Source organism: Geodermatophilus sp. SYSU D00684 (assembly GCF_054050455.1).
The window spans coordinates 1-23,683 of sequence record NZ_JBJGZI010000010.1 but is presented as its reverse complement, the minus strand read 5'-3'; the positions used below and the strand labels follow the sequence as shown (position 1 = coordinate 23,683).

General features: G+C 75.2%; 21 protein-coding genes and 1 tRNA gene. 11 read left to right on the top strand and 11 right to left on the bottom strand.

Going from position 1 to position 23,683, the window contains the following annotated elements; translation table 11 throughout:
* Positions 1-54 precede the first annotated feature (54 nt).
* Entirely contained in the window at positions 55-855 is an 801-nt protein-coding gene (locus ACI79L_RS08940) for an esterase/lipase family protein (protein WP_456936443.1), read from the top strand.
* Positions 856-981: 126 nt separating this feature from the next.
* Here the strand turns inward: ACI79L_RS08940 and ACI79L_RS08935 are convergent.
* The 3 genes from ACI79L_RS08935 to ACI79L_RS08925 all read right to left on the bottom strand — a co-directional run bounded on the left by ACI79L_RS08935 (position 982) and on the right by ACI79L_RS08925 (position 2,141).
* Positions 982-1,053: transfer RNA gene (locus ACI79L_RS08935), tRNA-Val, on the bottom strand.
* A gap of 99 nt (positions 1,054-1,152) precedes the next feature.
* Positions 1,153-1,614 carry a peroxiredoxin gene (locus tag ACI79L_RS08930; RefSeq protein ID WP_456936442.1) on the bottom strand — a complete coding sequence of 154 codons (462 nt, stop codon included), beginning with the start codon at positions 1,612-1,614 and terminating at the stop codon, positions 1,153-1,155.
* Between the two features lie 101 nt (positions 1,615-1,715).
* Positions 1,716-2,141 (bottom strand): DUF3052 domain-containing protein, encoded by a 426-nt coding sequence (locus tag ACI79L_RS08925; protein ID WP_387984824.1) that lies wholly within the window; start codon positions 2,139-2,141, stop codon positions 1,716-1,718.
* Between the two features lie 316 nt (positions 2,142-2,457).
* Between ACI79L_RS08925 and aceE the strand changes: the two genes are divergently transcribed.
* Both aceE and ACI79L_RS08915 read left to right on the top strand, forming a co-directional pair.
* Positions 2,458-5,256: a pyruvate dehydrogenase (acetyl-transferring), homodimeric type gene (gene aceE, locus ACI79L_RS08920; protein ID WP_456936441.1), complete on the top strand. Its 2,799-nt coding sequence runs from the start codon at positions 2,458-2,460 to the stop codon at positions 5,254-5,256.
* 12 nt (positions 5,257-5,268) lie between these two features.
* Complete coding sequence (locus tag ACI79L_RS08915) at positions 5,269-6,222, top strand: FAD-dependent oxidoreductase (RefSeq protein WP_456936440.1); 954 nt, start codon at positions 5,269-5,271, stop codon at positions 6,220-6,222.
* Here the strand turns inward: ACI79L_RS08915 and ACI79L_RS08910 are convergent.
* The 6 genes from ACI79L_RS08910 to ACI79L_RS08885 all read right to left on the bottom strand — a co-directional run bounded on the left by ACI79L_RS08910 (position 6,153) and on the right by ACI79L_RS08885 (position 13,126).
* A complete protein-coding gene (locus ACI79L_RS08910; protein WP_456936439.1) occupies positions 6,153-7,130 on the bottom strand; it encodes a glycoside hydrolase family 88 protein in 978 nt (325 codons plus the stop codon). The two genes, ACI79L_RS08915 and ACI79L_RS08910, sit on opposite strands and share 70 nt — an antisense overlap.
* 50 nt (positions 7,131-7,180) lie before the next feature.
* Positions 7,181-8,581 carry a GH1 family beta-glucosidase gene (locus tag ACI79L_RS08905; protein ID WP_456936438.1) on the bottom strand — a complete coding sequence of 467 codons (1,401 nt, stop codon included), beginning with the start codon at positions 8,579-8,581 and terminating at the stop codon, positions 7,181-7,183.
* A 92-nt stretch (positions 8,582-8,673) separates the two neighbouring features.
* On the bottom strand, positions 8,674-9,789 hold the full coding sequence (locus tag ACI79L_RS08900; protein WP_456936437.1) for an ABC transporter ATP-binding protein: 1,116 nt from the start codon (positions 9,787-9,789) through the stop codon (positions 8,674-8,676).
* 47 nt (positions 9,790-9,836) lie between these two features.
* Positions 9,837-10,736, bottom strand: coding sequence for a carbohydrate ABC transporter permease (locus ACI79L_RS08895; protein ID WP_456936436.1), 900 nt, complete (start codon positions 10,734-10,736; stop codon positions 9,837-9,839).
* A gap of 8 nt (positions 10,737-10,744) precedes the next feature.
* Positions 10,745-11,731, bottom strand: coding sequence for a carbohydrate ABC transporter permease (locus ACI79L_RS08890; protein WP_456936435.1), 987 nt, complete (start codon positions 11,729-11,731; stop codon positions 10,745-10,747).
* Between the two features lie 99 nt (positions 11,732-11,830).
* A complete protein-coding gene (locus ACI79L_RS08885; RefSeq protein ID WP_456936434.1) occupies positions 11,831-13,126 on the bottom strand; it encodes an extracellular solute-binding protein in 1,296 nt (431 codons plus the stop codon).
* 187 nt (positions 13,127-13,313) lie between these two features.
* On the opposite strand from ACI79L_RS08885, the gene ACI79L_RS08880 reads away from it, so the two are divergent.
* Both ACI79L_RS08880 and ACI79L_RS08875 read left to right on the top strand, forming a co-directional pair.
* Positions 13,314-14,339: a LacI family DNA-binding transcriptional regulator gene (locus ACI79L_RS08880; RefSeq protein ID WP_456936433.1), complete on the top strand. Its 1,026-nt coding sequence runs from the start codon at positions 13,314-13,316 to the stop codon at positions 14,337-14,339.
* A gap of 158 nt (positions 14,340-14,497) precedes the next feature.
* Positions 14,498-15,790, top strand: a complete 1,293-nt coding sequence (locus ACI79L_RS08875) for a right-handed parallel beta-helix repeat-containing protein (protein ID WP_456936432.1) — start codon at positions 14,498-14,500, stop codon at positions 15,788-15,790.
* Between the two features lie 48 nt (positions 15,791-15,838).
* Here ACI79L_RS08875 and ACI79L_RS08870 read toward each other — a convergent pair whose 3' ends face one another.
* Positions 15,839-16,324 carry a pirin family protein gene (locus ACI79L_RS08870; RefSeq protein ID WP_456936431.1) on the bottom strand — a complete coding sequence of 162 codons (486 nt, stop codon included), beginning with the start codon at positions 16,322-16,324 and terminating at the stop codon, positions 15,839-15,841.
* Positions 16,321-17,010 carry a phosphatase PAP2 family protein gene (locus ACI79L_RS08865; RefSeq protein WP_456936430.1) on the bottom strand — a complete coding sequence of 230 codons (690 nt, stop codon included), beginning with the start codon at positions 17,008-17,010 and terminating at the stop codon, positions 16,321-16,323. Before ACI79L_RS08865 ends, ACI79L_RS08870 begins: the two co-directional genes overlap by 4 nt.
* Before the next feature lie 44 nt (positions 17,011-17,054).
* On the opposite strand from ACI79L_RS08865, the gene ACI79L_RS08860 reads away from it, so the two are divergent.
* The 6 genes from ACI79L_RS08860 to ACI79L_RS08835 all read left to right on the top strand — a co-directional run bounded on the left by ACI79L_RS08860 (position 17,055) and on the right by ACI79L_RS08835 (position 23,639).
* The gene (locus tag ACI79L_RS08860; protein ID WP_456936429.1) at positions 17,055-18,233 is read left to right on the top strand and encodes a PucR family transcriptional regulator; all 1,179 of its coding nucleotides are present in this window, start codon (positions 17,055-17,057) and stop codon (positions 18,231-18,233) included.
* A 164-nt stretch (positions 18,234-18,397) separates the two neighbouring features.
* The gene (locus ACI79L_RS08855) at positions 18,398-19,600 is read left to right on the top strand and encodes an acyltransferase domain-containing protein (protein ID WP_456936428.1); all 1,203 of its coding nucleotides are present in this window, start codon (positions 18,398-18,400) and stop codon (positions 19,598-19,600) included.
* Positions 19,597-20,562, top strand: a complete 966-nt coding sequence (locus tag ACI79L_RS08850) for a beta-ketoacyl-ACP synthase III (RefSeq protein ID WP_456936427.1) — start codon at positions 19,597-19,599, stop codon at positions 20,560-20,562. Before ACI79L_RS08855 ends, ACI79L_RS08850 begins: the two co-directional genes overlap by 4 nt.
* Positions 20,563-20,639: 77 nt before the next feature.
* Positions 20,640-20,879 carry an acyl carrier protein gene (locus tag ACI79L_RS08845; protein ID WP_387984847.1) on the top strand — a complete coding sequence of 80 codons (240 nt, stop codon included), beginning with the start codon at positions 20,640-20,642 and terminating at the stop codon, positions 20,877-20,879.
* 50 nt (positions 20,880-20,929) lie between these two features.
* Positions 20,930-22,168, top strand: a complete 1,239-nt coding sequence (locus tag ACI79L_RS08840) for a beta-ketoacyl-[acyl-carrier-protein] synthase family protein (protein WP_456936426.1) — start codon at positions 20,930-20,932, stop codon at positions 22,166-22,168.
* A gap of 58 nt (positions 22,169-22,226) precedes the next feature.
* The gene (locus ACI79L_RS08835; RefSeq protein ID WP_456936425.1) at positions 22,227-23,639 is read left to right on the top strand and encodes an acyl-CoA carboxylase subunit beta; all 1,413 of its coding nucleotides are present in this window, start codon (positions 22,227-22,229) and stop codon (positions 23,637-23,639) included.
* Positions 23,640-23,683 lie beyond the last annotated feature (44 nt).

Sequence of the window (23,683 nt, the reverse complement as noted above, 5' to 3'; positions counted from 1 at the left end):
AGGGTGGGTACCGGCCCGGGCGAGGCGGTGAGGGCCGCCGGCGAGGAGGACGACGTGTCGCGACAGCCCAACGACGGGCCCGGCCTGCCGCTGTACCTGACCGAGGTCAGCCGTGCGATGGCCGATTACGGTCTCTACCTGGCGGCCCGCCCGCTGATGCCGCGACTACCCACCGGCGACGGTCATCCCGTCCTCGTGCTGCCCGGCCTCATGGCCGACGACATGTCGACGGCGACGCTGCGCCGCACCCTGCGGCGGCTGGGCTACCGCGTCCACGGCTGGCGGCTCGGGCGCAACATCGGCCCGACGCAGGAGTGCGTGGAGGGCATGAGCCGCCGCATCGAGGACCTCAGCGACCGCTACGGCCGCCCGGTCAGCCTCATCGGCCAGAGCCTGGGCGGCATCTTCGCCCGCGACCTCGCCCGCAAGACCCCGGACGCGGTACGCCAGGTGATCACCCTGGGCAGCCCGTTCGGTCTGCAGCGCGACAGCCAGACCCGCGCGCACAAGGTGTTCGAGCGCTACTCGCACCTGCACGTGGAGAAGCGGACACTGCCGCTGGAGAGCGAGTCGACGCCGCTGGCGGTGCCGTCGACGTCGATCTACTCGCACCAGGACGGCATCGTCGCCTGGAAGGCGTGCCTGGACCGGCTCTCGCCGCACGCGGAGAACGTCGCCGTGTACGCGAGCCACCTGGGCATGGGCCACAACCCGGCGGTCCTCTACGCCGTCGCCGACCGGCTCGCGCAGCGGGAGGGCACGTGGCGGCCGTTCCGCCCGCCGCTCACCCTGCGCCCGGCCTTCCCGCGGCCCGACGTCCCCGAGGTGCCCCACCGTCCGGCCGCCGCGGCCTGACGCCGTCGCGCCGTACCCCCGCACCCCGACACCGCCGCTCGTCGACCTGCGGCTGTCTCCGCACGCCCGGGACAGCCGCAGGTCGACGACGGGCGTCGGAGAGCGCCGGCGTGGGTGGTGCGGAGGTGGGCGCGGCCGGGATCGAACCGGCGACCGCTCGCTTGTAAGGCGAGAGCTCTCCCGCTGAGCTACGCGCCCCGCCCGCCCAGAGTAGGTGCCCCCGGGCGGCCGGTCGGGTGGCCCCGCTGCAGGGTCCCGCCGCGAGCGTGCGAGTGGCGGGGGCAGCGGGGTCCTTCGTCAGGCCGCGATCTTCTCGACGGCGTCCTTCCAGCCGGTCTGCTCGCGCGCGTCGCCGGGCTGGTTGACCTCGGCGAAGGCGATGGTGCCCTCGGCGTCGACGAGGAAGGTGCCGCGCAGGGCCATGCCGGCCTTCTCGTTGAAGACCCCGTAGGCCTGCGCGGTGGCGCCGTGCGGCCAGAAGTCCGACAGCAGGGGGAAGTCCAGGCCCTCCCGCGCCTTGAACGCCTTGAGGCTGAACACCGGGTCGGTGCTGATCGCCACGACGTGCACACCGGCGTCGGTGTAGGTGGTCAGCTCGTCGCGGAGCTGGCACAGCTCGCCGGTGCAGATCCCGGAGAAGGCGAAGGGGTAGAAGACGACGAGGACCGGTGTCCCGCGCAGCTCGGCGAGCGAGACGACCTGGCGGTCCTGGTCGGGGAGGCTGAACTCGGGCGCGACGTCACCGACGGAGAGGCTCATGCGCCCGATCGTGCCGCAACCCCGGTGACCCACTGGAACGGCCCCCTCGCAGGGGCCCGCGCCGAGCGGAGCGAGGCGTGGGGGGCGAGGGGGTCCTTCGTCTAGCGCCTGCTGCGCGCGGCCTTCGGGGTGACCAGCCGGATCCCCGACCAGTCCTTGGCGGCCGAGATGCTGCTGGTCTGCGCGAGCCCGGCGGTGGGCGCCACCTCGGTGACGTCGCCCGGCTCGACGTGGCCCGGCCGCCCGGACTTGGGCACCAGCAGCCACACGACGCCCTCGTCGGCGAGCGAGGTGAGCGCGTCGGTGAGGGCGTCGAACAGGTCGCCGTCGTCCTCCCGCCACCACAGGACCACGACGTCGGCGACCTCGTCGGTGTCCTCGTCGACCATCTCGCTGCCGGAGACCTCGACGATGGAGTCGCGCAGGTCCTCGTCGGCGTCCTCGTCCCAGCCGAGCTCCTGCACGACCATGCCCGGCTTGATGCCCAGCCGGGCCGCCATGCCGGCGCTGCCCGAGTCGACGCTCATCCCTGCTGTTCCTCCGAGAGATCACGAACCGCCGGTGTGGCACCGGCGGGCACGAGGCGCCGGCTGACGGGCGCGTGGGGTGGACGGGGGCCGACGGCGGACACGACCGGCGGGGAGGGCACCCGCTGCCTGGTCATGTCACCCCTCTCGTGCCCGGACGCGCGGCTGCCGACGGCGTCGGTCCGCGTGGGCAGGAGCGTAGGGCATGCCTGGTCACGCGCAAGCGGTCGACGACGACGCGCCCGGGACGCCGCGCGCACCGCTGGCCGGGAGGTCCTGCGTGACGCGGACCATCCCGGCGCGCGACGATGGGGGCATGAGCGCACCGCAGCAGGGTGGAGACCCCACCCGCGACGCCGGACAGCCCCGCGCGGTCATCACCGACGGGCTCCCGAGCCAGCTGGTCGACACCGACCCCGACGAGACCCAGGAGTGGGTGGAGTCGCTCGACAGCGTCGTCGAGCACGCAGGCCGCGGGCGCGCCCGCTACCTCATGCTCAAGTTGTTGCAGCGCAGCCGTGAGCAGCAGGTGGGCGTCCCGTCCCTCCGCAGCACCGACTACATCAACACGATCCCGCCCGAGCGGGAGCCCTACTTCCCCGGCGACGAGCACGTCGAGCGGCGGATCCGCGCCTACATCCGGTGGAACGCGGCGATCATGGTGCACCGCGCGCAGCGGCCGGGCATCGGCGTCGGCGGGCACATCTCCTCCTACGCGTCGTCGGCGTCGCTGTACGAGGTGGGCTTCAACCACTTCTTCCGCGGCAAGGACCACCCCGGCGGCGGCGACCAGATCTGGTTCCAGGGCCACGCCTCCCCCGGCATCTACGCCCGCGCCTTCCTCGAGGGCCGGCTCTCCGAGCAGCAGCTCGACGGGTTCCGGCAGGAGGTCAGCCATCCCGGCGGCGGCCTGTCCAGCTACCCGCACCCGCGGCTGATGCCGGACTTCTGGGAGTTCCCCAGCGTCTCCATGGGCCTGGGCCCGATGAACGCGATCTACCAGGCCCGGTTCAACCGGTACCTGCACGCCCGCGGCGTCAAGGACACCTCCGACCAGCACGTGTGGGCCTTCCTCGGCGACGGCGAGATGGACGAGCCGGAGTCGCTGGGCCTCATCGGCCTGGCCGCCCGCGAGGAGCTGGACAACCTCACCTTCGTCGTCAACTGCAACCTGCAGCGGCTCGACGGCCCGGTGCGCGGCAACGGCAAGGTCATCCAGGAGCTGGAGTCCTTCTTCCGCGGCGCCGGCTGGAACGTGATCAAGGTGATCTGGGGCCGGGAGTGGGACCCGCTGCTGGCCGCCGACCGCGACGGCGCGCTGGTCAACCTGATGAACCAGACGCCCGACGGGGACTACCAGACCTACAAGGCCGAGGACGGCGCGTTCGTCCGCGAGCACTTCTTCGGGCGGGACCCGCGCACCCGCAAGCTCGTCGAGGACATGAGCGACAAGGAGGTCTGGGACCTCTCCCGCGGCGGGCACGACTACCGCAAGGTCTACGCGGCGTTCAAGGCGGCGGTGGAGCACAAGGGCCAGCCGACGGTCATCCTCGCCAAGACCATCAAGGGCTGGACGCTGGGCAGCCACTTCGAGGGCCGCAACTCCACGCACCAGATGAAGAAGCTGACCGCCGAGGACCTCGCCGCCTTCCGCGACCGGCTCTACCTGCCCATCCCCGACGAGGCGCTCGACAAGACGCTGCCGCCCTACTACAAGCCGGCCCCGGACTCCGACGAGATGCAGTACATGCTCGAGCGGCGCCGGGCCCTGGGCGGGGCGGTCCCGCGGCGGCGCTCGGAGTTCAAGCCGCTCAAGGCGCCCGACGACAAGGCGCTCGACGTCCTGCGCCGCGGCTCGGGCAAGCAGGAGGTGGCGACGACGATGGCGTTCGTCCGCCTGCTCAAGGAGCTGCTCAAGGACAAGGAGCTCGGCCCGCGGTTCGTGCCGATCATCCCGGACGAGGCCCGCACCTTCGGGATGGACAGCCTCTTCCCGTCGCAGAAGATCTACAACCCGGGCGGCCAGCGCTACACCTCGGTCGACCGCGAGCTGATGCTGGCCTACAAGGAGTCCGAGCAGGGCCAGATCCTGCACGAGGGCATCAACGAGGCCGGCTCCACGGCGTCGTTCACCGCCGTCGGCACCTCGTACGCCACGCACGGCGAGCCGATGATCCCGATCTACATCTTCTACTCGATGTTCGGGTTCCAGCGGACCGGCGACTCGTTCTGGGCCGCCGCCGACCAGATGACCCGCGGCTTCGTCCTCGGCGCCACCGCCGGCCGGACGACGCTCAACGGCGAGGGCCTGCAGCACGAGGACGGCCACTCGCTGCTGCTGGCGCACACCAACCCGGCGGTCGTGTCCTACGACCCGGCGTTCTCCTACGAGGTCGGGCACATCACCCGGGACGCGCTGCTGCGCATGTACGGCGAGGACCCGGGCGCGCCGCTGGGCGGGCACCGCAGCCCCGACGTCATGTACTACCTGACCGTCTACAACGAGCCCTACAACCAGCCGGCCGAGCCCGAGGGCCTCGACGTGCAGGGCCTGCTCGCGGGCATGTACCTGTACGCGCCGGGCTCCGGTGAGGGGCCGCGGGCCCAGGTGCTGGCGTCGGGCGTCGCGGTGCCGTGGGCGCTGCGGGCGCAGGAGCTGCTGCGCGAGGACTGGGGCGTGGCGGCCGACGTGTGGTCGGTGACCTCGTGGACCGAGCTGCGCCGGCAGGCCGACGCGTGCAGCGAGCACAACCTGCTGCACCCCGAGGACGAGCCGCAGGTGCCCTACGTGACCCAGCGGCTGCAGGACACCACCGGCCCGGTCGTGGCGGTGTCGGACTGGATGCGGGCGGTCCCCGACCTGATCGCGCCCTTCGTCCCGGGCGGGATGGCGACGCTGGGCACCGACGGGTTCGGCCTGTCCGACACCCGCCCGGCGCTGCGCCGGCACTTCCACGTCGACGCCGAGTCGGTCGTCGTGCGGACGCTGGCGTCGCTGGCCGACCGGGGCCAGGTGGACCGGTCGACGGTCCGCGAGGCGGTGGAGAGGTACCGGATCCGCGACGTGCAGGCCGCGCCCGCCGAGGAGCGGACCGACCCGAGCCCGGCGACCTGAGGTAGCGCGCCCGTGCCCCCTGCTGCCGACGGCGGCCCGCGCGACGTGGCCGTCGTCGGCGGCGGGGTGGTCGGGCTGACCTGCGCGCTCGAGCTCGCGCGCGCCGGGCACCGGGTCCGGCTGCTCACCGCCGACCCGTGGGAGGCGACCACCTCCGCGGTGGCCGCCGCCATCTGGTCCCCCTACCGGGTGGCGCCCGCCGGCGCCGTCCTGCGGTGGGGCGCCACCTCGCTCGGGGTCCTCACCCGGCTCGCCGCCGATCCGGCGACCGGGGTGGCGCTCCGCCCGGGCACGTACGTGCACCGCACGCCCGAGCCCGACCCGTGGTGGGCGCCGGGGGTGCCCGGGGTCCGCCCGGCGGCTCCGGAGGAGCTCCCGCCCGGCGCCCCCGCCGGCACCCGCTGCACGCTGCCGGTGGTCGACACCGGCCGGTACCTGCCCTGGCTGGCCGCCGCGTGCGCCGCGGCCGGGGTGGTGACCGTGCCGGGCCGGGTCGGGTCCCTCGACGAGGTGGCCGGGGACGTCGTCGTGGTGGCCGCGGGGCTGGGGTCGGGGCCCCTGCTCGACGACGACACCTGCGTGCCCGTGCAGGGTCAGGTGGTCCGCCTCGCCGACCCGGGCCTGTCCGGGTGGGTGCTCGACGAGGACGGCCCGGCCGGGCTGACCTACGTCGTCCCCCGCGGGCGGGACGTCGTCGTCGGCGGGACGGCGGTGGAGGGCGCCACGGGCCGCGACCCCGACCCGGAGGTGGAGGCCGCGATCCTGCAGCGGGCGTGCGCGCTGGTGCCCGCGCTGCGGGGGCAGCCGGTGCTGTCGCGGGCGGTCGGGCTGCGGCCGGGCCGGCCCGGCGTCCGGCTGGAGCGGCTGGAGGTCGGCGGGCGGCCGGTCGTCGCCTGCTACGGGCACGGCGGCGCCGGGGTCACCCTCTCCTGGGGCTGCGCCGCCGACGTCGCCGCCCTGGTCTGAGCGTCGGCCAGCAGCAGCCAGGCCTGCGCCTCGGGTGAGTGCCCGGGGCGGTCGAACCGGGGCGCGGCCGCGGCGCCGGTGACCCGCCCCAGCCCGTCCACGCGCGCGACGGCCGTGACGAGCAGCGACCGCCCGGCCGCGGCGTAGGACGCGGGCAGCCAGCCCGCGGCGGTGCCGGTCGACGCGGCCCAGGACAGCATCGCGGCCACCGCGGTGTCCGCGGGCGAGCCGTCGTCGTCGAGGACGGAGCCGAGCGTCCCGTCGGGCCGGCGGTGCGCCAGGCAGGCGTCGAGGTGCGCGCGGGCCTCGCCGGCGAGTCCCGCCCCCGGCAGCCGGCCCACGGTGCGGGCGAGGGCGGCGGCCACCCAGCCGTTGCCGGTGCCCCAGGCGCGGTCGTCGGAGGGCCGCCCGGCGTCCTCGTCCCACCGCGCCCGCCACAGCCCGTCGGGCCGGCGCAGCCGCGCCCGGTGCCCGTCCAGCTGGGCCAGCGCGACGTCGGCGAACCCGGCCGCGGCCAGCGGCGGCACCACCGTGAACACCGTGTCCGCCCAGACCTCGCGGGTGCCGACCAGGTGGAACAGGGTGCCGTCGGCGGCGCGCGGCGCCCGGCGCAGCAGCCAGTCCCGCTGGCGGGCGGCCGCGGCGGCCAGCGCCCGGTCGCCCAGGCGCTGCGCCAGCAGGTCCGCGTACTCCCCGACGACGCCGCCGTTGACGCTGCACGCCGGGTCGAGCTCGGCCAGCCGGCCGTCGGGCAGCTGCCGGGCCACGGCGTCGTCGACCAGGGCACGCAGCGCCGCCGCCTCGCCGGCGCCGTCGAGCACCGCCGCCGTCAGGCCCTGGTCCCAGGAGTGCCGCTGGCAGACCAGCAGGGCGGCCAGCACCCGCCGGCGGTCGTCGTCGCTCAGCACGGGACGCCGCGGGGGGCCCGTGCGCATCCCCCTCGCACGGGCCCCCGCTCTCAGACCCCGTCGCGGTGCCGGCGCAGCAGCTCGGCGTAGGCCCGGCCGCTGTCCTTCACCGTGCGCCGCTGGGTGGCGTAGTCGACGTGCACCAGCCCGAACCGCTGGGCGTAGCCGCGGGCCCACTCGAAGTTGTCCAGCAGCGACCAGGCGAAGTAGCCGCGGACGTCGGCGCCGCGCTCCATCGCCGCCGCCATCGCGGTGAGGTGGCGGGCGAGGAAGTCGACCCGCTCGGGGTCGTGCACCGCGCCCTCGGCGTCCACCTCGTCGTCCCAGGCCGAGCCGTTCTCGGTGACCACCAGCGGCAGGCCCGGCGCGCGCTCGGTGAGCCACAGCAGCAGGTCGGTGAACGCCTGCGGGCTGATCCCCCACCCCATCGTCGTCGTCGGGCCCTCGGGGTCGAGCTCGACGACGTCCCCGCCGCCGATGAACGACGTCGGCGGCTCGTCCGCGGGACGGATGCCGGCCCGCACCGTCTGCTCGAAGTAGTAGTTGACGCCCAGCCAGTCCAGCGGCGCCGCGATCGTCTCCAGGTCGCCGTCGCGGACCGGCAGCGGGGCACCGGCGGCCTCGAGGTCGGCGACGACGTCGGCCGGGTAGGCGCCGTGCACGACCGGCTCGAGGAACATCCGGTTCTGCTGGCCGTCGAGCCGGCGGGCGGCGTCGACGTCGGCGGGGTCCTGGCTCGCCGGGTGCATCGGCGTGAAGTTCAGCGTGACGCCGAGGGAGCTCACGCCGGCCGCGCGCAGCCGGGCCGCGGCCAGGCCGTGCCCGAGCAGCAGGTGGTGGGTGGCGCGGGCGCCGGCGACCGGGTCCTGCAGGCCGGGGGCGTGCGCGCCGGACACGTGGCCGAGCAGCGCGCTGCACATCGGCTCGTTGAGCGTCGACCAGTGCCGCACCCGGTCGCCGAGGGCGTCGACGACGACCGCGGCGTAATCGGCGAACCGCTCGGCGGTGTCCCGGTCGGCCCAGCCGCCGCGGTCCTGCAGCGCCTGCGGCAGGTCCCAGTGGTAGAGGGTCAGCCAGGGCTGCACCCCGACGGCGAGCAGCTCGTCGACCAGCCGCCGGTAGAAGTCCAGCCCGCGCTGCTCGACCCGGCCCCCGCCCTCGGGCAGCACCCGCGGCCAGGCCACCGAGAACCGGTACGCCGACAGCCCCAGGCCCGCCATCAGCGCGACGTCGTCGCGGTACCGGTGGTAGTGGTCGACGGCGACGTCGCCGGTGTGGCCCTGGAACGTGCGGCCGGGCGTGTGGCTGTAGGTGTCCCAGATCGACGGTCCCCGCCCGTCCTCGGTCACGGCGCCCTCGATCTGGTACGAGGCGGTCGCGGCGCCGAAGACGAAGCCGGGCGGGAAGGTCAGGCCGGCGAGGGCGTCCTCGCGGGTGTCGGTGGTGGTCACGGCAGGGGTGCTCCTCAGGGCAGGGGTGAGCAGGCAGAGGTCAGGGGGCAGCCCGGCGGCTGCGGGGCCGCCGACGGGGAGGACGGTAGGGGTCAGCCGACGCGCTGCTGCGTCACGGGGTCGAAGACGTGCAGGCCGCCCTCGCGGACCCGCAGGTGCACCGTCTCCCCCACCGCCGGGGCCGAGCGCGGCTCGGTGCGGACGACGACGTCGGCGGTGTGCAGGACGTCGCCGTCGTCGGAGGCGCCGAGGGTGGCGTAGAGGTAGGCGTCCGAGCCCAGCTGCTCGACGACGTTGACCACCACGGGCACGCCCTCGCCGGGCCCTCCGTTCCCGGGCGCAGCGGTCTCCAGCGCCTCGGGGCGGAAGCCGACGGTGACCTTCCCGGTGCCGCCGGCGGCCCGGTCGAGCAGGTCCCGCGGCACCGGCAGCACCGCGCCGGCGAGCCGGACGCCGCCGTCGACCGCGGGCCCGGTGACGACGTTCATCGCCGGCGACCCGATGAACCCGGCGACGAAGGTGTTGGCCGGGCGGTCGTACAGGGCGCCGGGGGTGTCGCACTGCTGCAGGACGCCGTCGCGCAGCACCGCCACGCGGTCGCCCATCGTCATCGCCTCGACCTGGTCGTGGGTGACGTAGACGGTGGTGACGGCCAGCCGCCGCTGGAGGGCGGCGATCTGGGTGCGGGTCTGCACGCGCAGCTTGGCGTCGAGGTTGGACAGCGGCTCGTCCATGAGGAACACCTGCGGGTTGCGCACGATCGCCCGGCCCATGGCCACCCGCTGCCGCTGGCCGCCGGACAGCGCCTTCGGCCGCCGGCGCAGGTAGTCCTCCAGGTCGAGGATCCTCGCCGCCTCGGCCACCCGCCGGCCGATCTCGTCCCTCGGGACGCCGGCGATCTTCAGCGCGAAGCCCATGTTCTGCTCGACGGTCATGTGCGGGTAGAGCGCGTAGTTCTGGAAGACCATCGCGATGTCGCGGTCCTTGGGCGGGGCGTCGGTGACGTCGCGCTGGCCGATGCGGATGCTGCCGGCGTCGATCTCCTCCAGGCCGGCGAGCATGCGCAGCGAGGTGGACTTGCCGCAGCCCGAGGGGCCGACGAGGACGAGGAACTCGCCGTCGCCGATCTCCAGGTCCAGGCCGTCCACGGCGGGGCGGTCGGCCTTCGGGTAGATGCGGGTGGCGGAGTCGAAGGTGACGGTGGCCATGGCTCAGGCGCCTCTCGGGGAGGAGGGAACGGGGGTGGACGGGCGCCTCATCCCTTCACCGCGCCCTGCATGATGCCGCCGACGATCTGCTTGCCGAGGACGACGAAGACGACGAGCACCGGCAGGGTCCCGACGAGGGTGCCGGCCATGATCACCGCGGTGTCGGGGACGTAGCCGCCGCCGAGACCGGCCAGCGCGACCTGCACCGTCGGGTTCTCCGTGGTGAGGGCGATGATCGGCCAGAAGAAGTCGTTCCAGGCGGTGAGGAAGGTCAGCATCGCCAGCACCGCCATGGCGGGGCGGGCGACCGGGACGACGACGGACCAGAAGGTCCGCAGCGTCGAGGCGCCGTCGACGCGGGCGGCCTCGAGCAGCTCGTCGGGCAGCGCCTGGGACAGGAACTGCCGCATGAAGAAGACGCCGAACGCGCTGACCAGCGTGGGCAGCACGACCGCCTGCAGGTGGTCGACCCATTGCAACTGGGCGACGAGGATGAACAGCGGGATGATCGCCAGCTGGGTCGGCACCATCATCGTGCCGACGACCAGCGCCAGCAGCGTCTTGTTGCCGCGGAAGCGCAGCTTGGCGAAGGCGAAGCCGGCCAGCGTGCTGCACAGGACGGTGCCCACGGTGATGCAGCCGGCGACGATCACGGAGTTGACGATCGCCAGGCCGATCGGCGCCTCGTCCATGGCCCGGCCGATGTTGGTGAACAGGTCGGCGTCCGGGAGGAACGGCGGCGGGGTGCCGGCGAGCTCGGCGTTGGTCTTCGACGCCGCGACCGCCGTCCAGTACAGCGGGAAGACCGACAGCAGCGCGGTGAGCCCGAGCAGCACGTAGGTCACCGGCCCGGCGGAGGTCACCTTCCGGGCCCGGCGGCGGTGCCCGGTGGGGGCGGGAGCCGGGGCGGACACCGCCTGCTCCGGTGCGGAGGCGAGGGTGGTCATGACGGCTCCTACTGCTCGGCCCGGGCGCGCCGGCGGGCGAGGAGCCCGGAGAGGCCGACGACGACGAGGATGATCAGGAACATGGTCCAGGCGGTGGCCGCGGCCTGGCCGAGGCGGAAGTTGGTCCAGCCCTGGTCGTACATCAGCAGGCCGAGGGTCTGGTACTGGTTGGAGACCCCGCCGCTGGTCATGCCGTTGCCGCTGAACAGCAGCGGCTCGCCGAACAGCTGCACCGCGCCGATCGTCGAGACCACGATCGTGAACAGGATCGTCGGCCGCAGCGACGGGACGGTCACGTGGAGGAACTGCTTCCAGCGGCCGGCGCCGTCGATGGTGGCGGCCTCGTACAGGTCGTTCGGGATGGCCTGCATGGCGGCCAGGTAGATCAGCGCGTTGTAGCCGGTCCAGCGCCAGGTGACGATCACCGAGATGGCGATCTGGCTGGTCCAGGTCCCGCTCTCCCAGTCGACCCGGTCGAACCCGACCGCCTCGAGGCCGGCGTTGATCAGCCCGTAGTCGTGGCCGAACAGCTGGGCGAACACCAGCGTGGCCGCGGCGATGCTGGTGGCGTAGGGCATGAGCATCGCGACCCGGAAGAAGGTCCGGCCGCGCAGCCTGTAGTTCAGCAGGTGCGCCAGGCCCAGGGCCATGGCCAGCTGGGGCACCGTCGAGAGGATGCCGATGGTGAGGGTGTTCCGCGCGGCGTTCCAGAAGAACTCGTTCTGCAGCAGGTCGGTGTAGTTCCCCAGGCCGACGAACTCGGCGCCGTCGATGTCGGACAGCCGCACCTCGTGCAGCGAGATCCAGGCGGTGTAGAGGAACGGGTAGAGGCTGAAGGCGGCGAAGAGGACGAAGAACGGGGCGACGTAGGAGTAGCCCCAGCGGTTGCGGGTGAGCCGGGACCGGCGCCGGCCGGCCGCGGGGCGGACGGGCGGGCTCGGTGGGGCCGGTGCGGCGGCCGCCCCGACCCGGGGGTCGTCGCTGGCGATGGTCATGCCGGGCCTTCCGGGGGGTCACGAGCAGGGTCCCCACGAGGGGGTGGAGCCGGCCGGCGCCGGGGCGGGTGGACTCGCCCCGGCGCCGGCCGGGGTCTGTCAGCCGCCGACGACCTGTTCGATCTCGTCGAGGGCCGCCTGGAAGGCGTCGTCGGGGGAGGTCCCCTCGGCGACCGTGCTCAGGGCGTTGGTGAACGCCTCCTGGATCTGGGTGTCGTAGGGGCCGATCGGCGTGAACCGCAGTGCCGCGGCCGACTCCCCGAAGATCTGCCCGACCGGCGCCCCGCTGAAGTAGTCGTTGGTCGCGTCGGACACCTGCGGGTCCTCCGCCGCCTCCTGGCTGGACGGGAAGTGCGCCTCGCGGGTGAACATCTTGATCTGCTGCTCGGGCGCGGTCAGCCACTCGACGAGGGCGATCGCCTCCTCCTTGTGCTCGCTGGACTCGGTGACGCCGAGCCACGAGCCGCCCCAGTTGCCGGCACCGCCGGGCAGCGGCGCCACGTCCCAGGTGCCCGCGGCCTCCTCGCCGGCCTGCCCGCTGATGTAGCCGAGCATCCAGGCCGGGCAGGAGATGGTGGCGAACGCGCCGTTGGCGAAGGCGGAGTTCCACTCGTCCCCGAACTGGATGAGGTTGGCCGTCATCTGCTCGGCGGCCGCCACGCTGGCGTTCTGCCAGGCCGTGGTGACGCCGTCGCTGGAGTCGGGGATCGGGTTGCCGTCCGCGTCGTTGTACGCGGTCTCGCCCTGGTAGACGGCCGCGGAGAAGACGCTCGCCGGGCTGTCGACGAACGAGCTGCCCTCCGGCTTGGTCGGCGAGGCCTCGTACTGCCGGCCGAGCTCGAGGTAGCCCTCCCAGGTCGACCACAGCGCGGCGAGCTCGGCGCGGTCGGTGGGCAGGCCGGCCTGCTCGAACAGGTCGCGGCGGAAGCACATGGCCTCGGGGCCGGCGTCGGTGCCCAGGCCGATCACCCGGCCGTCGGAGGTGGTGGCCTCCTCGACCTTCCAGTCGTAGAAGTGGCCGAGGACCTCGTCGGCGTCGCCCTCCGCGGCGAAGTCGACGAACGCGTCCGCGTGGTTCTCCACGACGTCGGCGACGAAGCCGATCTCGATGCCCTGGATGTCGGCGAGACCGGAGCCCGCCGCGAGCCGGGTCTGCAGCGCCCGGTAGTAGTCGGCCGACCGCTCGACCGACTCCTCCTCGATCCGGATCTCCGGGTGCAGCTCCATGTACTCGTCGTAGAGCCCGGCCTCCTGGAACCCGAAGGTCCCGAACAGGCCCAGGTCGAGGGTGATCGTGCCGTCGTCGTCGGAGCCGGAGCCCCCACAGCCGGCGGCGAGCAGCGACGCGACCAGCGCGGCACCCAGCGCCGCCCTGCGTCTCGGGGGAACGGTCATCGGTCCTCCTGGATCGGTTCCCGAACGGCTGCGTCCGGGCTGCGGTGACGTCCGTGAAAGCGCTCTCACAAGCGGTGGGAGCAGAGTGGTGGGTGTCACACTCGTGTGTCAAGAGAGCGCTCTCACGAACTGTCGGGATCTCCGGGCGTGCACCATGGAGCCCTACGACGACGACGGAGGAGGTCACGTGACGACGGTCGCCGGCCGCGGGGCCTCACCCACCCTCGACGAGGTCGCGCAGCTCGCGGGGGTGTCCCGCGCGACGGTGTCGCGCGTGGTCAACGGCTCGCCGAAGGTGCGCCCGGAGGCCCGGCGCGCGGTCGAGGAGGCCGTCGCGCAGCTGCAGTACGTGCCCAACCCGGCGGCCCGCAGCCTGGTCACCCGGCGCACCGACACGATCGCGCTGGTGCTCTCGGAGTCCAACGTCCAGGTCTTCAGCGACCCGTTCTTCGCCCGGATCGTGCGGGAGCTGTCCGGGGCGCTGGCCGACACCGAGATGAACCTCGTCCTGCTGGCCGCCCGGGGCGGGCGCGAGCAGGAGAAGGTCGGCCGGTACGTGCGCCAGGGGCACGTCGACGGCGTCATCCTCGTGTCCCCGCACCGCGACGACACGCTGCCCGGCGTGCTCGCCGAGGCCGGGGTGCCGCTGGTGCTCTCCGGCCGCCCGCCGGACGGCCGCGAGGTCTGCTACGTCGACGCCGACAACGCCGGGGGCGCGCGCAGCGCCACCGAGCACCTGCTCGCCTCGGGGCGGCGGCGGGTGGCCACCGTGGCCGGTCCGCAGGACATGATCGCCGGCCTCGACCGCTACGCCGGCTACCGCGCCGCACTGGACGCCGCGGGCGTCGCCTTCGACCCCGCGCTGGTCGCCGAGGGGGACTTCACCGAGCCCGGCGGCCACCGCGCGATGGCCGCGCTGCTCGAGCGGGTCCCCGACCTCGACGGCGTGTTCGTCGCCTCCGACCCGATGGCGGTGGGGGCGCTGCGGGCGCTGCGGGAGGCCGGCCGCTCGGTGCCCGGCGACGTCGCCGTCGTCGGCTTCGACGACGCCCCGGCGGCCGCCACCACCGACCCGCCGCTGACCACGGTCGCCCAGCCGCTGGGCGAGATGACCCGGCACATGACCGACCTGCTGCTGCGCCAGGTCGAGGGACACGCCGAGGTGGAGGCGCGGGTCTGCGCCACCCGGCTCGTGGTGCGCGACTCCGCCTGAGGTCGCCCCCGGTCCGCGACGGAGGTCGGAGCCGGGAGCACGACCGGGGTATGAGGTCACGGCCGCCTCAGTCGTGTCGCCGGACTCTTCCGTCACATCGTCCCCATGGTCGTGGCACGCGCCGGGTCCCCGAGCGCGAGTCGCGACCAGGAGGACACATGCAGCACTCCAGACCAGCGGGGCGTCCCCGACCGTCGGGCCCGGCCCGCGGGCTCACGGTCACCGCGTCCGCCGTCCTCGTCCTCGCCGCCCTCCCGGCCGGCGCGGCGGCGGCCGACGGCGGCGGCTCGTCGGGAGGGGCCGACACCTGGGTGGTGCACCCGGGCGAGTCCATCCAGGCCGCCGTCGACCGGGCCGCGTCGGGCGACACGATCCGCATCGAGGCGGGCACCTGGGAGGAGGCCGTCTGCGTCGACGGCAAGGGCCTGACGATCGTCGGGGCCGGCCGCGGCGACGACGGCACGCGGATCGTCTGGCCGGAGTGGACCACCCCGGACCAGCTGCCCGAAGTCGCGTCCACGCCGTGCTGGGAGGCGCAGAACGCGGCCGACCCCGAGAGCGACCCCGCCACGCTGCGGGACGACGTCTCGGGGCTGTTCTTCCTCGACCCCGACGGCCCGGTCCGGGTCGGCCACCTGTCCACCCACGACCACCCGGCCAACGGCATCGCCGCGTGGGGCGCCGACGGCTTCCGGGTCGCCAAGACCCGGGCGCACGGGCACGAGCGCTACGGCATCCTCGCCGCGGACTCGACCCACACCCGGATCACCCGGAACATCCTGGAGGGCGTCGACCGCGGGACACCCGCGGCGCCGAACAGCGGCACCGCCGGGATCGGGGTGACCGACTCCGACGAGTCCTACGCCGACGTCGTCGCCAACGACGTGCAGGGCTACAACATCGGCGTCTTCGCCCGGGAGTCGCGCGGCGGTGCCATCCGGCACAACTACGTGTCCGGCAACTGCGTCGGCGTGCTGGTCTTCGACGACGCGGCCACGGAGATCCCCGAGGCCGGCCGCCAGGTCGAGGGCGGGGACTGGCAGCTGCGGTGGAACGAGGTGTCCGGCAACGACCGGTTCTGCCTCGCCGGCGTGGGCGAGGTGCAGGCGTCGCTGCGGGTGTCCGGCACCGGGATCGGGATCGTGAACGCCGACTCGGTGGGCGTGCGGAACAACGAGGTGCACGGCAACGCGCCCTCGGTCGACGCCGCCTCGCTGCAGTTCCCCGCCGGCGGGCTCGTGCTGGTGACGCTGCCGCCGTTCAACAACGCGGCGGGCACCGACCCGGGCCCCGCGGAGGGGATCGTCGTCGAGGAGAACGGGATCACCGGGAACGCCCCGGTCGACGTGCTGCTGAGCTCCCCGGAGGTCAGCCCGTTCCTGCTCGACGTCGGGGCGGTGGACTTCGCGGGCAACACCTGCGGGTCCAGCGTCCCGCCGGGGATCTGCTGACCTGACCGGCGGCCGGGGGCCCTCCTCCGCGCGGGGAGGGTCCCCGGGTCAGGTCGCCCAGGCGGGGCGGGCGGGGTCGACCCGCCACACGACGGCGACCCCGCCGCCGGGGCGCAGCACGACACCGTCGGGGACGTCCGGGCCGTCGGGCCCCAGCCACAGCCGGGCGTCGGTCCGGCCGAGGTCGACCCAGCCCGCGGGGGCGCGCACGACCTCGTGGGCCGGGGCCGCGCCCGGGTCGGCCGCGCGCAGGTGGGCCTGCAGCACCCGGGCGCCGTCGGGTCCGGCGACCTCGTCGTGGTCCAGCCCGGTGCCCGCCCGCAGCACGCCGACGTCGCCGGCGGCCAGCGGGGCGTCCCCGCCCCACCGGTGGGTGAGCGAGCCGGCCAGCACCACCGCGACGACGTCGAGGGCGCGGTGCGCGTGCACGCCGTAGCCGGCGCCGGGCGGCAGCCGGTCGTCGGTGACCCGCAGCAGCGGGCCGAGCGAGCCGTCGCCCGGCTCGAGCAGCACCGCGCCCTCGACGCCGGTCACCGCGCCGCGTCCCGCCCGCGCAGCGCCGCCGGACCGCCGGGCAGCCCGCCGGCGACCAGGGCGACCAGCAGCGACCACGCCGTCCCCAGGCACAGCCCACCGACGACGTCGGACGGGTAGTGGACGCCCAGCCACACGCGGGTCAGCCCGACCAGCCCCGCGAGCGCGACCCCCGCGGCGACGGCGGCGCGGCGGCCGGGCGCGGTCAACCGCGGCCAGGCCAGCACCAGCGCGACGGTGACCAGCGTGGCGACGCCCGAGGAGTGCCCGCTCGGGTAGCTCAGCCCCTCGTACACCAGGCCGCCGTTCTCGAACGCCGGGCGGGCGCGCCCGACCAGGTCCTTGAGGCCGGTGGTGAGCGGCCCGACCGCGGTGACCGCGACGACGACCCACAGCACGGTGCGCCACGCGCCGCGCCGGACCAGCCAGACCAGCACCGGCAGGAACACCACCACGCGGAACCAGGTGACGCCCGGGGTGGTGAGGGTCTCCAGCAGCGCGCTCACCGGCGCCGAGCGGTCGTCGCCGGCGTACAGCCCGCGGCTCACCGCGTCGTCGAGGCGCACCTGCGGGCCGAAGCGGGCCGCCACCCCGGTCCCGAGCACGGCGAGGACGGCGAGACCGCCCCCGATCGTCCGGAGCACCCGGCGGCGGGCCCGCGCGGGCGCGGTGGTCGGGGCGGTCACTCCCCCACTCTCCCCGACGCGACGGACCGTGACACGCTGGCCGCGTGGCCCACCGGGTGATCGACCGCCCGCCGACGGCGGCGACGCTGCGGCGGCTGGAGCGCGCCTCCGGGGCCATCGCCACCCGCGCCGTCGCACGCATGGACGAGGACCTGCCCTGGTTCCGCACCATGCCGGCGGACCAGCGCTCGTGGGTCATGCTCGTCGCGCAGGCCGGCATCGCCTCCCTGGTCGAGTGGTGCCGCTCCCCCGACCGGCCGCCCCGGCTCACCGGCGAGGTGTTCGGCGCCGCGCCGCGCGACCTGGTCCGCGCCGTGCCGCTCAAGCAGACCGTCGACCTGGTGGAGCTCACCGTCCAGGTGATGGACGACCACGTCGAGTCGGTGGCCGAGCCCGGCGACGCCGACGCGCTGCGCATGGCCGTGCTGCTGTTCAGCCGCGAGGTCGCCTTCGCCACCGCGCACGTCTACGCGAGCTTCGCCGAGAACCGCGGCGCCTGGGACGCCCGGCTGGAGGCGCTGGTCGTCGACGCGCTGGTCCGCGGCGAGCGCTCCGAGGAGCTGCCCGGCCGCGCCTCCGCGCTGGGCTGGGACGGCACCGGCCCGGTGGCCGTGCTGGTCGGGGTCGCCCCCGCCGAGGGCGACACGCACGCCGACGTCCGCCGCGCCGCCCGCTCGCACCGCTGCGAGGTGCTCGTCGGCGTGCACGCCGAGCATCTGGTGGTGGTGCTGGGCGGCGCCGAGGACCTGCGGTCGGCGGCCGAGCGGGTCGCCGAGGAGTTCGGGCCGGGCCCGGTGGTCCTCGGCCCGGTCGTCGACCGGCTCAGCGCGGCCGGCGGGTCGGCCGCGGCGGCGCTGGCCGGGCTCCGGGCCGCACGGGCCTGGCCCGGGGCGCCGCGGCCGGTGACCGCCGACGCGCTGCTGCCCGAGCGGGCCCTCGACGGCGACCCGCTGGCCCGCGCGGCGCTCACCGAGCGGGTGGTGCTGCCGCTGCGCACCGCCGGCGGCGACCTGCTGGAGACGGTGCGCGCGGTGCTGGCCGGCGGTGGCAACCTGGAGGCCACCGCCCGGGCGCTGTTCGTGCACCCGAACACCGTCCGGTACCGGCTCAAGCGGGCCGCCGAGGTGACCGGGCAGGTGGCCACCGACCCGCGCGGCGCCTGGACGCTGCAGGTCGCGCTCGCGCTGGCCGACCTGGGCGGCGAGCGCTCCCTCTGGCACTGACACGACCCCTGGCCGCAAGGGGGTCCTGCAGTGTTGTCCACCACGGATCGGCGTCGCGACGGCCCGTCCAGGCTCCGCCGTTGTGGGAACCCTCCAAACAGCAGCGGTGACCTTTCGTGCCGGCCGAGCGCGCGGGAGACCGTGACCAATGAGACGGTGAGGAGGTGCTGGCCGTCCTCGCACCCGGGCAGGGTGCGCAGAAGCCCGGGATGCTCACCCCCTGGTTGGAGCTCCCCGGCGCCGAGTCCTTCTTCCGCTGGGCCGGGGCGATCGCCGACGCCGACCTGCTGACCCTCGGCACCACCGGCGACGCCGAGGCCATCCGCGACACCGCGGTCACCCAGCCGCTCGTCGTCGCGATGAGCCTGTTCGTCGCCCGCGAGCTCGGCGGCCTGCCCGGCCCGGTCGCGCACTCGCCGCAGACCGGCCGCGACGTCGTCATCGCCGGGCACAGCGTCGGCGAGCTCACCGCGGCGGCGCTGGCCGGCGTGCTGTCGGTCGAGGCGGCGATCGCGCTGACCGCCGTCCGCGGCCGCGCGATGGCCCGCGCCTGCGGGCTCACCCCGACCGGCATGTCCGCCGTCCTGGGCGCCGACCCCGACGAGCTGGAGAAGGCGCTCGAGCGGCACGGGCTGGTCGCGGCCAACCTCAACGGCGGCGGCCAGGTCGTCGTCGCCGGTCCGCTCGACGGGCTGGCCGCGCTGAAGGCCGAGCCGCCGGCGAAGGCGCGGGTGATGCCGCTGTCGGTGGCCGGCGCCTTCCACACCTCGTACATGGGCCCGGCCCGTGAGGAGCTCGAGGGCCTGGTCGGCGGCCTGCGCCCGGCCGACCCGAGCCGGCTGCTGCTGTCCAACGCCGACGGCGCCGCCGTCGACTCCGGCGCCGAGGCGCTGTCCCGCCTGGTCAGCCAGGTCACCAGCCCCGTGCGCTTCGACGCGTGCCTGGCCACCCTGCGCGAGCTCGGCGTCACCGCGGCCATCGAGCTTCCGCCGGCGGGCGCCCTGGCGGGCCTGGCCAAGCGCGAGTGGAAGGGCGCCGACGTCGAGGTGCTGGCCCTGGCCGGCCCCGGCGACCTGGACCGCGCCCGCGCGCTCATCGACGCCGCCCGCGGCCGGCCCGAGGCCGAGCACCAGCCCGACTGGCGGGTCGTCGTCTCCCCCGTCCGCGGCACGGTCAGTCCCGCCGACGTCCCCGAGGGCACCCACCTGCCCGCCGGCACCCCGCTCGGCTGCGTGCGCAGCCGCCGCGAGGAGGTCAAGGTCTCGGCCGCGTACGACGGCGTCCTCGCCGAGTGGCTCGTCCACGACGGCGACCTCGTCGACGCCGGCGACCCGCTCGCCCGTCTCTACCCGGAGGTCCCCGCGTGAGCATCCGACTGCCGAAGGGCGCCCCCGGGGCGCGCATCCTGGGCCTCGGCGGCTACCGGCCCCGCCGGCGCGTCACCAACGACGAGCTCGCCCAGGTGATGGACACCAACGACGAGTGGATCCAGACCCGCGTCGGCATCGCCGAGCGCCGCTGGGCCTCGGAGGACGAGACCCTGCAGGAGATGGCCGTCGCCGCCGGCGGCAAGGCGCTGGCCGCCAGCGGCCTGGCGCCCGACGAGGTCGACCTAGTGATCCTCGCCAGCGCCAGCCTCAAGGAGCCGATCCCCGGCATCGGCCCGCAGGTCGCCCACCGCCTCGGCATCCCCCGCCCCGGCGCGTTCGACCTCAACGCCGGGTGCGCCGGCTTCTGCTACGCGCTCGAGATGGCCTCCGCGGCCATCCGCGCGGGCTCGGCGCGCAACGCGCTGGTGGTCGGCGTCGAGCGGCTCACCGACGTCGTCGACCAGACCGACCGCTCCACCGCGGTGATCTTCGCCGACGGCGCCGGCGCGGCCGTGGTCGGCGCCTCCGACGAGCCGGGCATCGGCCCGGTGGCGTGGGGCAGCGACGGCGACCAGTTCTCCGCGATCGAGATCGTCGCGGGCTCCAAGGGCATCTCCATGGCCGGCCAGGCGGTCTACCGCTGGGCCACCACCCGGCTCACCGACACCCTCATCCAGGCGATGGAGTCCGCCGGCGTCGGGCCCGAGGACATCGACGTGTTCGCCCCGCACCAGGCCAACCTGCGCATCGTCGAGTCGATGACCCGGCGGCTCGGGTTCGGCAAGGAGACCGTGGTCGCCCGCGACATCGTCCAGGCCGGCAACACCTCCGCGGCGTCGATCCCGCTCGCCCTCACCGCGCTCATGGAGTCCGGGGAGGCCAGGAGCGGTGACCTCGCGCTCGTCCTCGGGTACGGCGCCGGCCTCACCTTCGCCGGCCAGGTGCTCGTCCTGCCCTGAGCGGCACCCCAGACACCCGGGACGTCCGGGCCCGACGGCGGGCAGTGCCCGCCCCCACCGAGAGAGAGGACCCCCGCGTGAGCGAGGACATCCAGGCAGGTCTGGCCGAGATCCTGGAGGAGGTCGCCGGGGTCGCCCCCGCCGACGCCACCCCGGAGAAGTCGTTCACCGAGGACCTCGACGTCGACTCCCTGTCGATGGTCGAGATCGCCACCGCCGTCGAGGACAAGTTCGGCGTGGCCATCCCCGACGACGAGCTCGGCAACATCAAGACCGTCGGCGACGCCATCAGCTACATCCAGAAGAACCAGGGCTGAGCCGGGTCCCCGGCCGCCCGCGCCCGCACGCCCCCAGGAGAGGACCCGTCATGAGCACGTACGACGACGTCGTCGTCACCGGCCTCGGAGCCACCACGCCGCTCGGTGGCGACGTCGCCAGCACCTGGGACGCGCTGCTGGCCGGACGGTCGGGGGTCCGCCGCCTCGACGACGACTGGGTCAAGGAGTTCCCCGCCCAGCTCGCCGCGACCCTGGCCACCGACCCCGTCCAGCAGCTCGACCGGGTCCGGGCACGCCGGCTCGACCGCAGCCAGCAGGTCGCCGTCATCGCCGCCGAGCAGGCCTGGGCCGAGTCCGGCGCCGCCGACGCCGGGGTCGCGTCCGAGCGCATCGCCGTCGTCTTCGGCACCGGCATCGGCGGGGCGCTGACCCTGCTCGGCCAGGACGACGTCCTGGAGGAGAAGGGCCCCAAGCGGGTCTCCCCCTTCACCATCCCGATGCTCATGCCCAACGGCCCGGCCGCGGCCGTGGGGCTGGCCATCGGCGCCCGCGGCGGCGTGCACGCCCCGGTCAGCGCATGCGCCTCCGGCGCCGAGGCGATCCGCTGGGGCCTGGACCTGCTGCGCTTCGACCGCGCCGACGTCGTTCTCGTCGGCGGCGCCGAGGCCGTCGTCCACCCGCTGCCGATGGCCGGGTTCGCCGCGATGCGGGCGATGAGCACCCGCAACGACGAGCCCGAGCGCGCCTCGCGGCCGTTCGACAAGGGCCGCGACGGGTTCGTGCTCGGCGAGGGCGCGGCCGCGCTGGTCCTCGAGCGCGCGGGCTCGGCGAAGGCCCGCGGCGCCCGGGTGCACGCCCGGCTGGCCGGCGCCGGCGCCACCGCCGACGGCTACGACCTGGTCGCCCCGCACCCGGAGGGCGAGGGCGCCGCCCGCGCGATCGGCGCCGCGCTGCGCGACGCCGGCATCGACCCCGCCGACGTCGGCCACGTCAACGCGCACGCCACCTCGACGCCGGTCGGTGACACCGCCGAGGCCGCCGCGATCCGCAGCGCCGTCGGCGACCACGCCCTGGTCACCGCGACCAAGAGCCAGACCGGCCACCTGCTCGGCGCCGCCGGCGCCCTGGAGTCGGTGTTCACCGTCCTCGCGCTGCGCGAGCAGGTCGTCCCCGCGACGGCCAACCTCGACGACCCCGACGACGACGCCGCCGTGCAGGCCCTCGACATCGTCCGCCGCGAGCCGCGCCAGGCGTCCCTCACCGCCGCGGTCAACGACTCGTTCGGCTTCGGCGGCCACAACATCGCGCTGGTCTTCACGACCGCGTAACCCGCCCCGCCCGGCCCCCGGGCCGGCCCCGCACTCAAGGCCCGCCCCTGGAGGTCCGGTGACCACCGTCCACGCCGTCCCGACGCTGCCCAGCCCCGACCCGCGCGACCCCGAGGACCGCCTCGCCCGCTTCTTCGACGCCGGGTCGGTGGCCCTGCTCGCCCCCCGCGACACCTCCGGCGTCATGGCCGCGCGCGGGACGGTGGCCGGCAGCCCCGCCGTCGCCTTCTGCACCGACGCCACGGTGATGGGCGGCGCGATGGGGATCGACGGCTGCCGGCACATCGTCGACGCCATCGACACCGCGCTGCGCGAGCGCGTGCCGGTGGTCGGCATCTGGCACTCCGGCGGCGCCCGCCTGGCCGAGGGCGTGACCGCGCTGCACGCCGTCGGCGAGGTGTTCGCCGCGATGGTGCGCGCCTCGGGCCGGGTGCCGCAGATCTCGGTCGTGCTCGGCCCGGCCGCCGGCGGCGCCGCGTACGGGCCGGCGCTCACCGACCTGGTGATCATGGGGCCGGCCGGGCGGGTGTTCGTCACCGGTCCCGACGTCGTCCGCTCGGTCACCGGCGAGGACGTCGACATGGAGCGCCTCGGCGGCCCGGACACCCACGGCCGGCGCAGCGGGGTCGTGCACGTGGTCACCGAGTCCGAGGCGGCGGCGCTGGAGACCGCCCGGCAGGCGGTCGACCTGTTCGCCGCGCAGGGCACCTTCGCGCCGGCGGCGGACGCCCCCGACGTCGACCTGCGCGCCCTGCTGCCCGAGCAGCCGCAGCGGGCCTACGACGTCAAGCCGCTCGTGGCCGCCGTGCTCGACGGGCCGGGGCTGGAGCTGCACCCGCGCTGGGCGCCGAACATCGTCACCACCCTGGGCCGGCTCAACGGGCGGACGGTCGGCGTGATCGCCAACAACCCGCTGCGCCTGGGTGGCTGCCTGGACTCGGCGTCGGCGGAGAAGGCCGCCCGCTTCGTGCGGATGTGCGACGCCTTCGGCGTGCCGCTGGTGGTGCTGGTCGACGTCCCCGGCTACCTGCCCGGCGTGGGCCAGGAGTGGGACGGCGTGGTGCGGCGCGGCGCGAAGCTGCTGCACGCCTTCGCCGAGGCGGTCGTGCCGCGGGTGACGCTGGTGACCCGCAAGTCCTACGGCGGGGCCTACATCGCGATGAACTCCCGCTCGCTGGGCGCCACCGCGGTGTTCGCCTGGCCCGGCGCCGAGGTGGCGGTCATGGGCGCCAAGGCCGCCGTCGGCATCCTGCACCGCAAGAAGCTGGCCGCGGTGCCGCCGGCCGAGCGGGAGGCGCTGCACGCGCAGCTGGCCGCCGAGCACGAGCGGATCGCCGGCGGGGTGAACCGGGCGCTGGAGATCGGCGTCGTCGACGAGGTGGTGGAGCCCTCGCGCACCCGGCGCCGCCTGGTGGAGGCCCTCGCCGCCGCCCCGGCCGGCCGCGGGGCGCACGGCAACATCCCCCTGTAGGACAGGCACGCACGAGGGGCCCGCCACCGCTGCAGCGGTGGCGG

What these genes read in the sequence shown, in the direction of transcription:
- ACI79L_RS08930 (WP_456936442.1), bottom strand. Translation starts at nt 1,614, where the DNA reads ATGAGCCTCTCCGTCGGTGACGTCGCGCCCGAGTTCAGCCTCCCCGAC.
- ACI79L_RS08925 (WP_387984824.1), bottom strand. Translation starts at nt 2,141, where the DNA reads ATGAGCGTCGACTCGGGCAGCGCCGGCATGGCGGCCCGGCTGGGCATC.
- aceE (WP_456936441.1), top strand. Translation starts at nt 2,458, where the DNA reads ATGAGCGCACCGCAGCAGGGTGGAGACCCCACCCGCGACGCCGGACAG.
- ACI79L_RS08900 (WP_456936437.1), bottom strand. Translation starts at nt 9,789, where the DNA reads ATGGCCACCGTCACCTTCGACTCCGCCACCCGCATCTACCCGAAGGCC.
- ACI79L_RS08895 (WP_456936436.1), bottom strand. Translation starts at nt 10,736, where the DNA reads ATGACCACCCTCGCCTCCGCACCGGAGCAGGCGGTGTCCGCCCCGGCT.
- ACI79L_RS08890 (WP_456936435.1), bottom strand. Translation starts at nt 11,731, where the DNA reads ATGACCATCGCCAGCGACGACCCCCGGGTCGGGGCGGCCGCCGCACCG.
- ACI79L_RS08885 (WP_456936434.1), bottom strand. Translation starts at nt 13,126, where the DNA reads ATGACCGTTCCCCCGAGACGCAGGGCGGCGCTGGGTGCCGCGCTGGTC.
- ACI79L_RS08875 (WP_456936432.1), top strand. Translation starts at nt 14,498, where the DNA reads ATGCAGCACTCCAGACCAGCGGGGCGTCCCCGACCGTCGGGCCCGGCC.
- ACI79L_RS08840 (WP_456936426.1), top strand. Translation starts at nt 20,930, where the DNA reads ATGAGCACGTACGACGACGTCGTCGTCACCGGCCTCGGAGCCACCACG.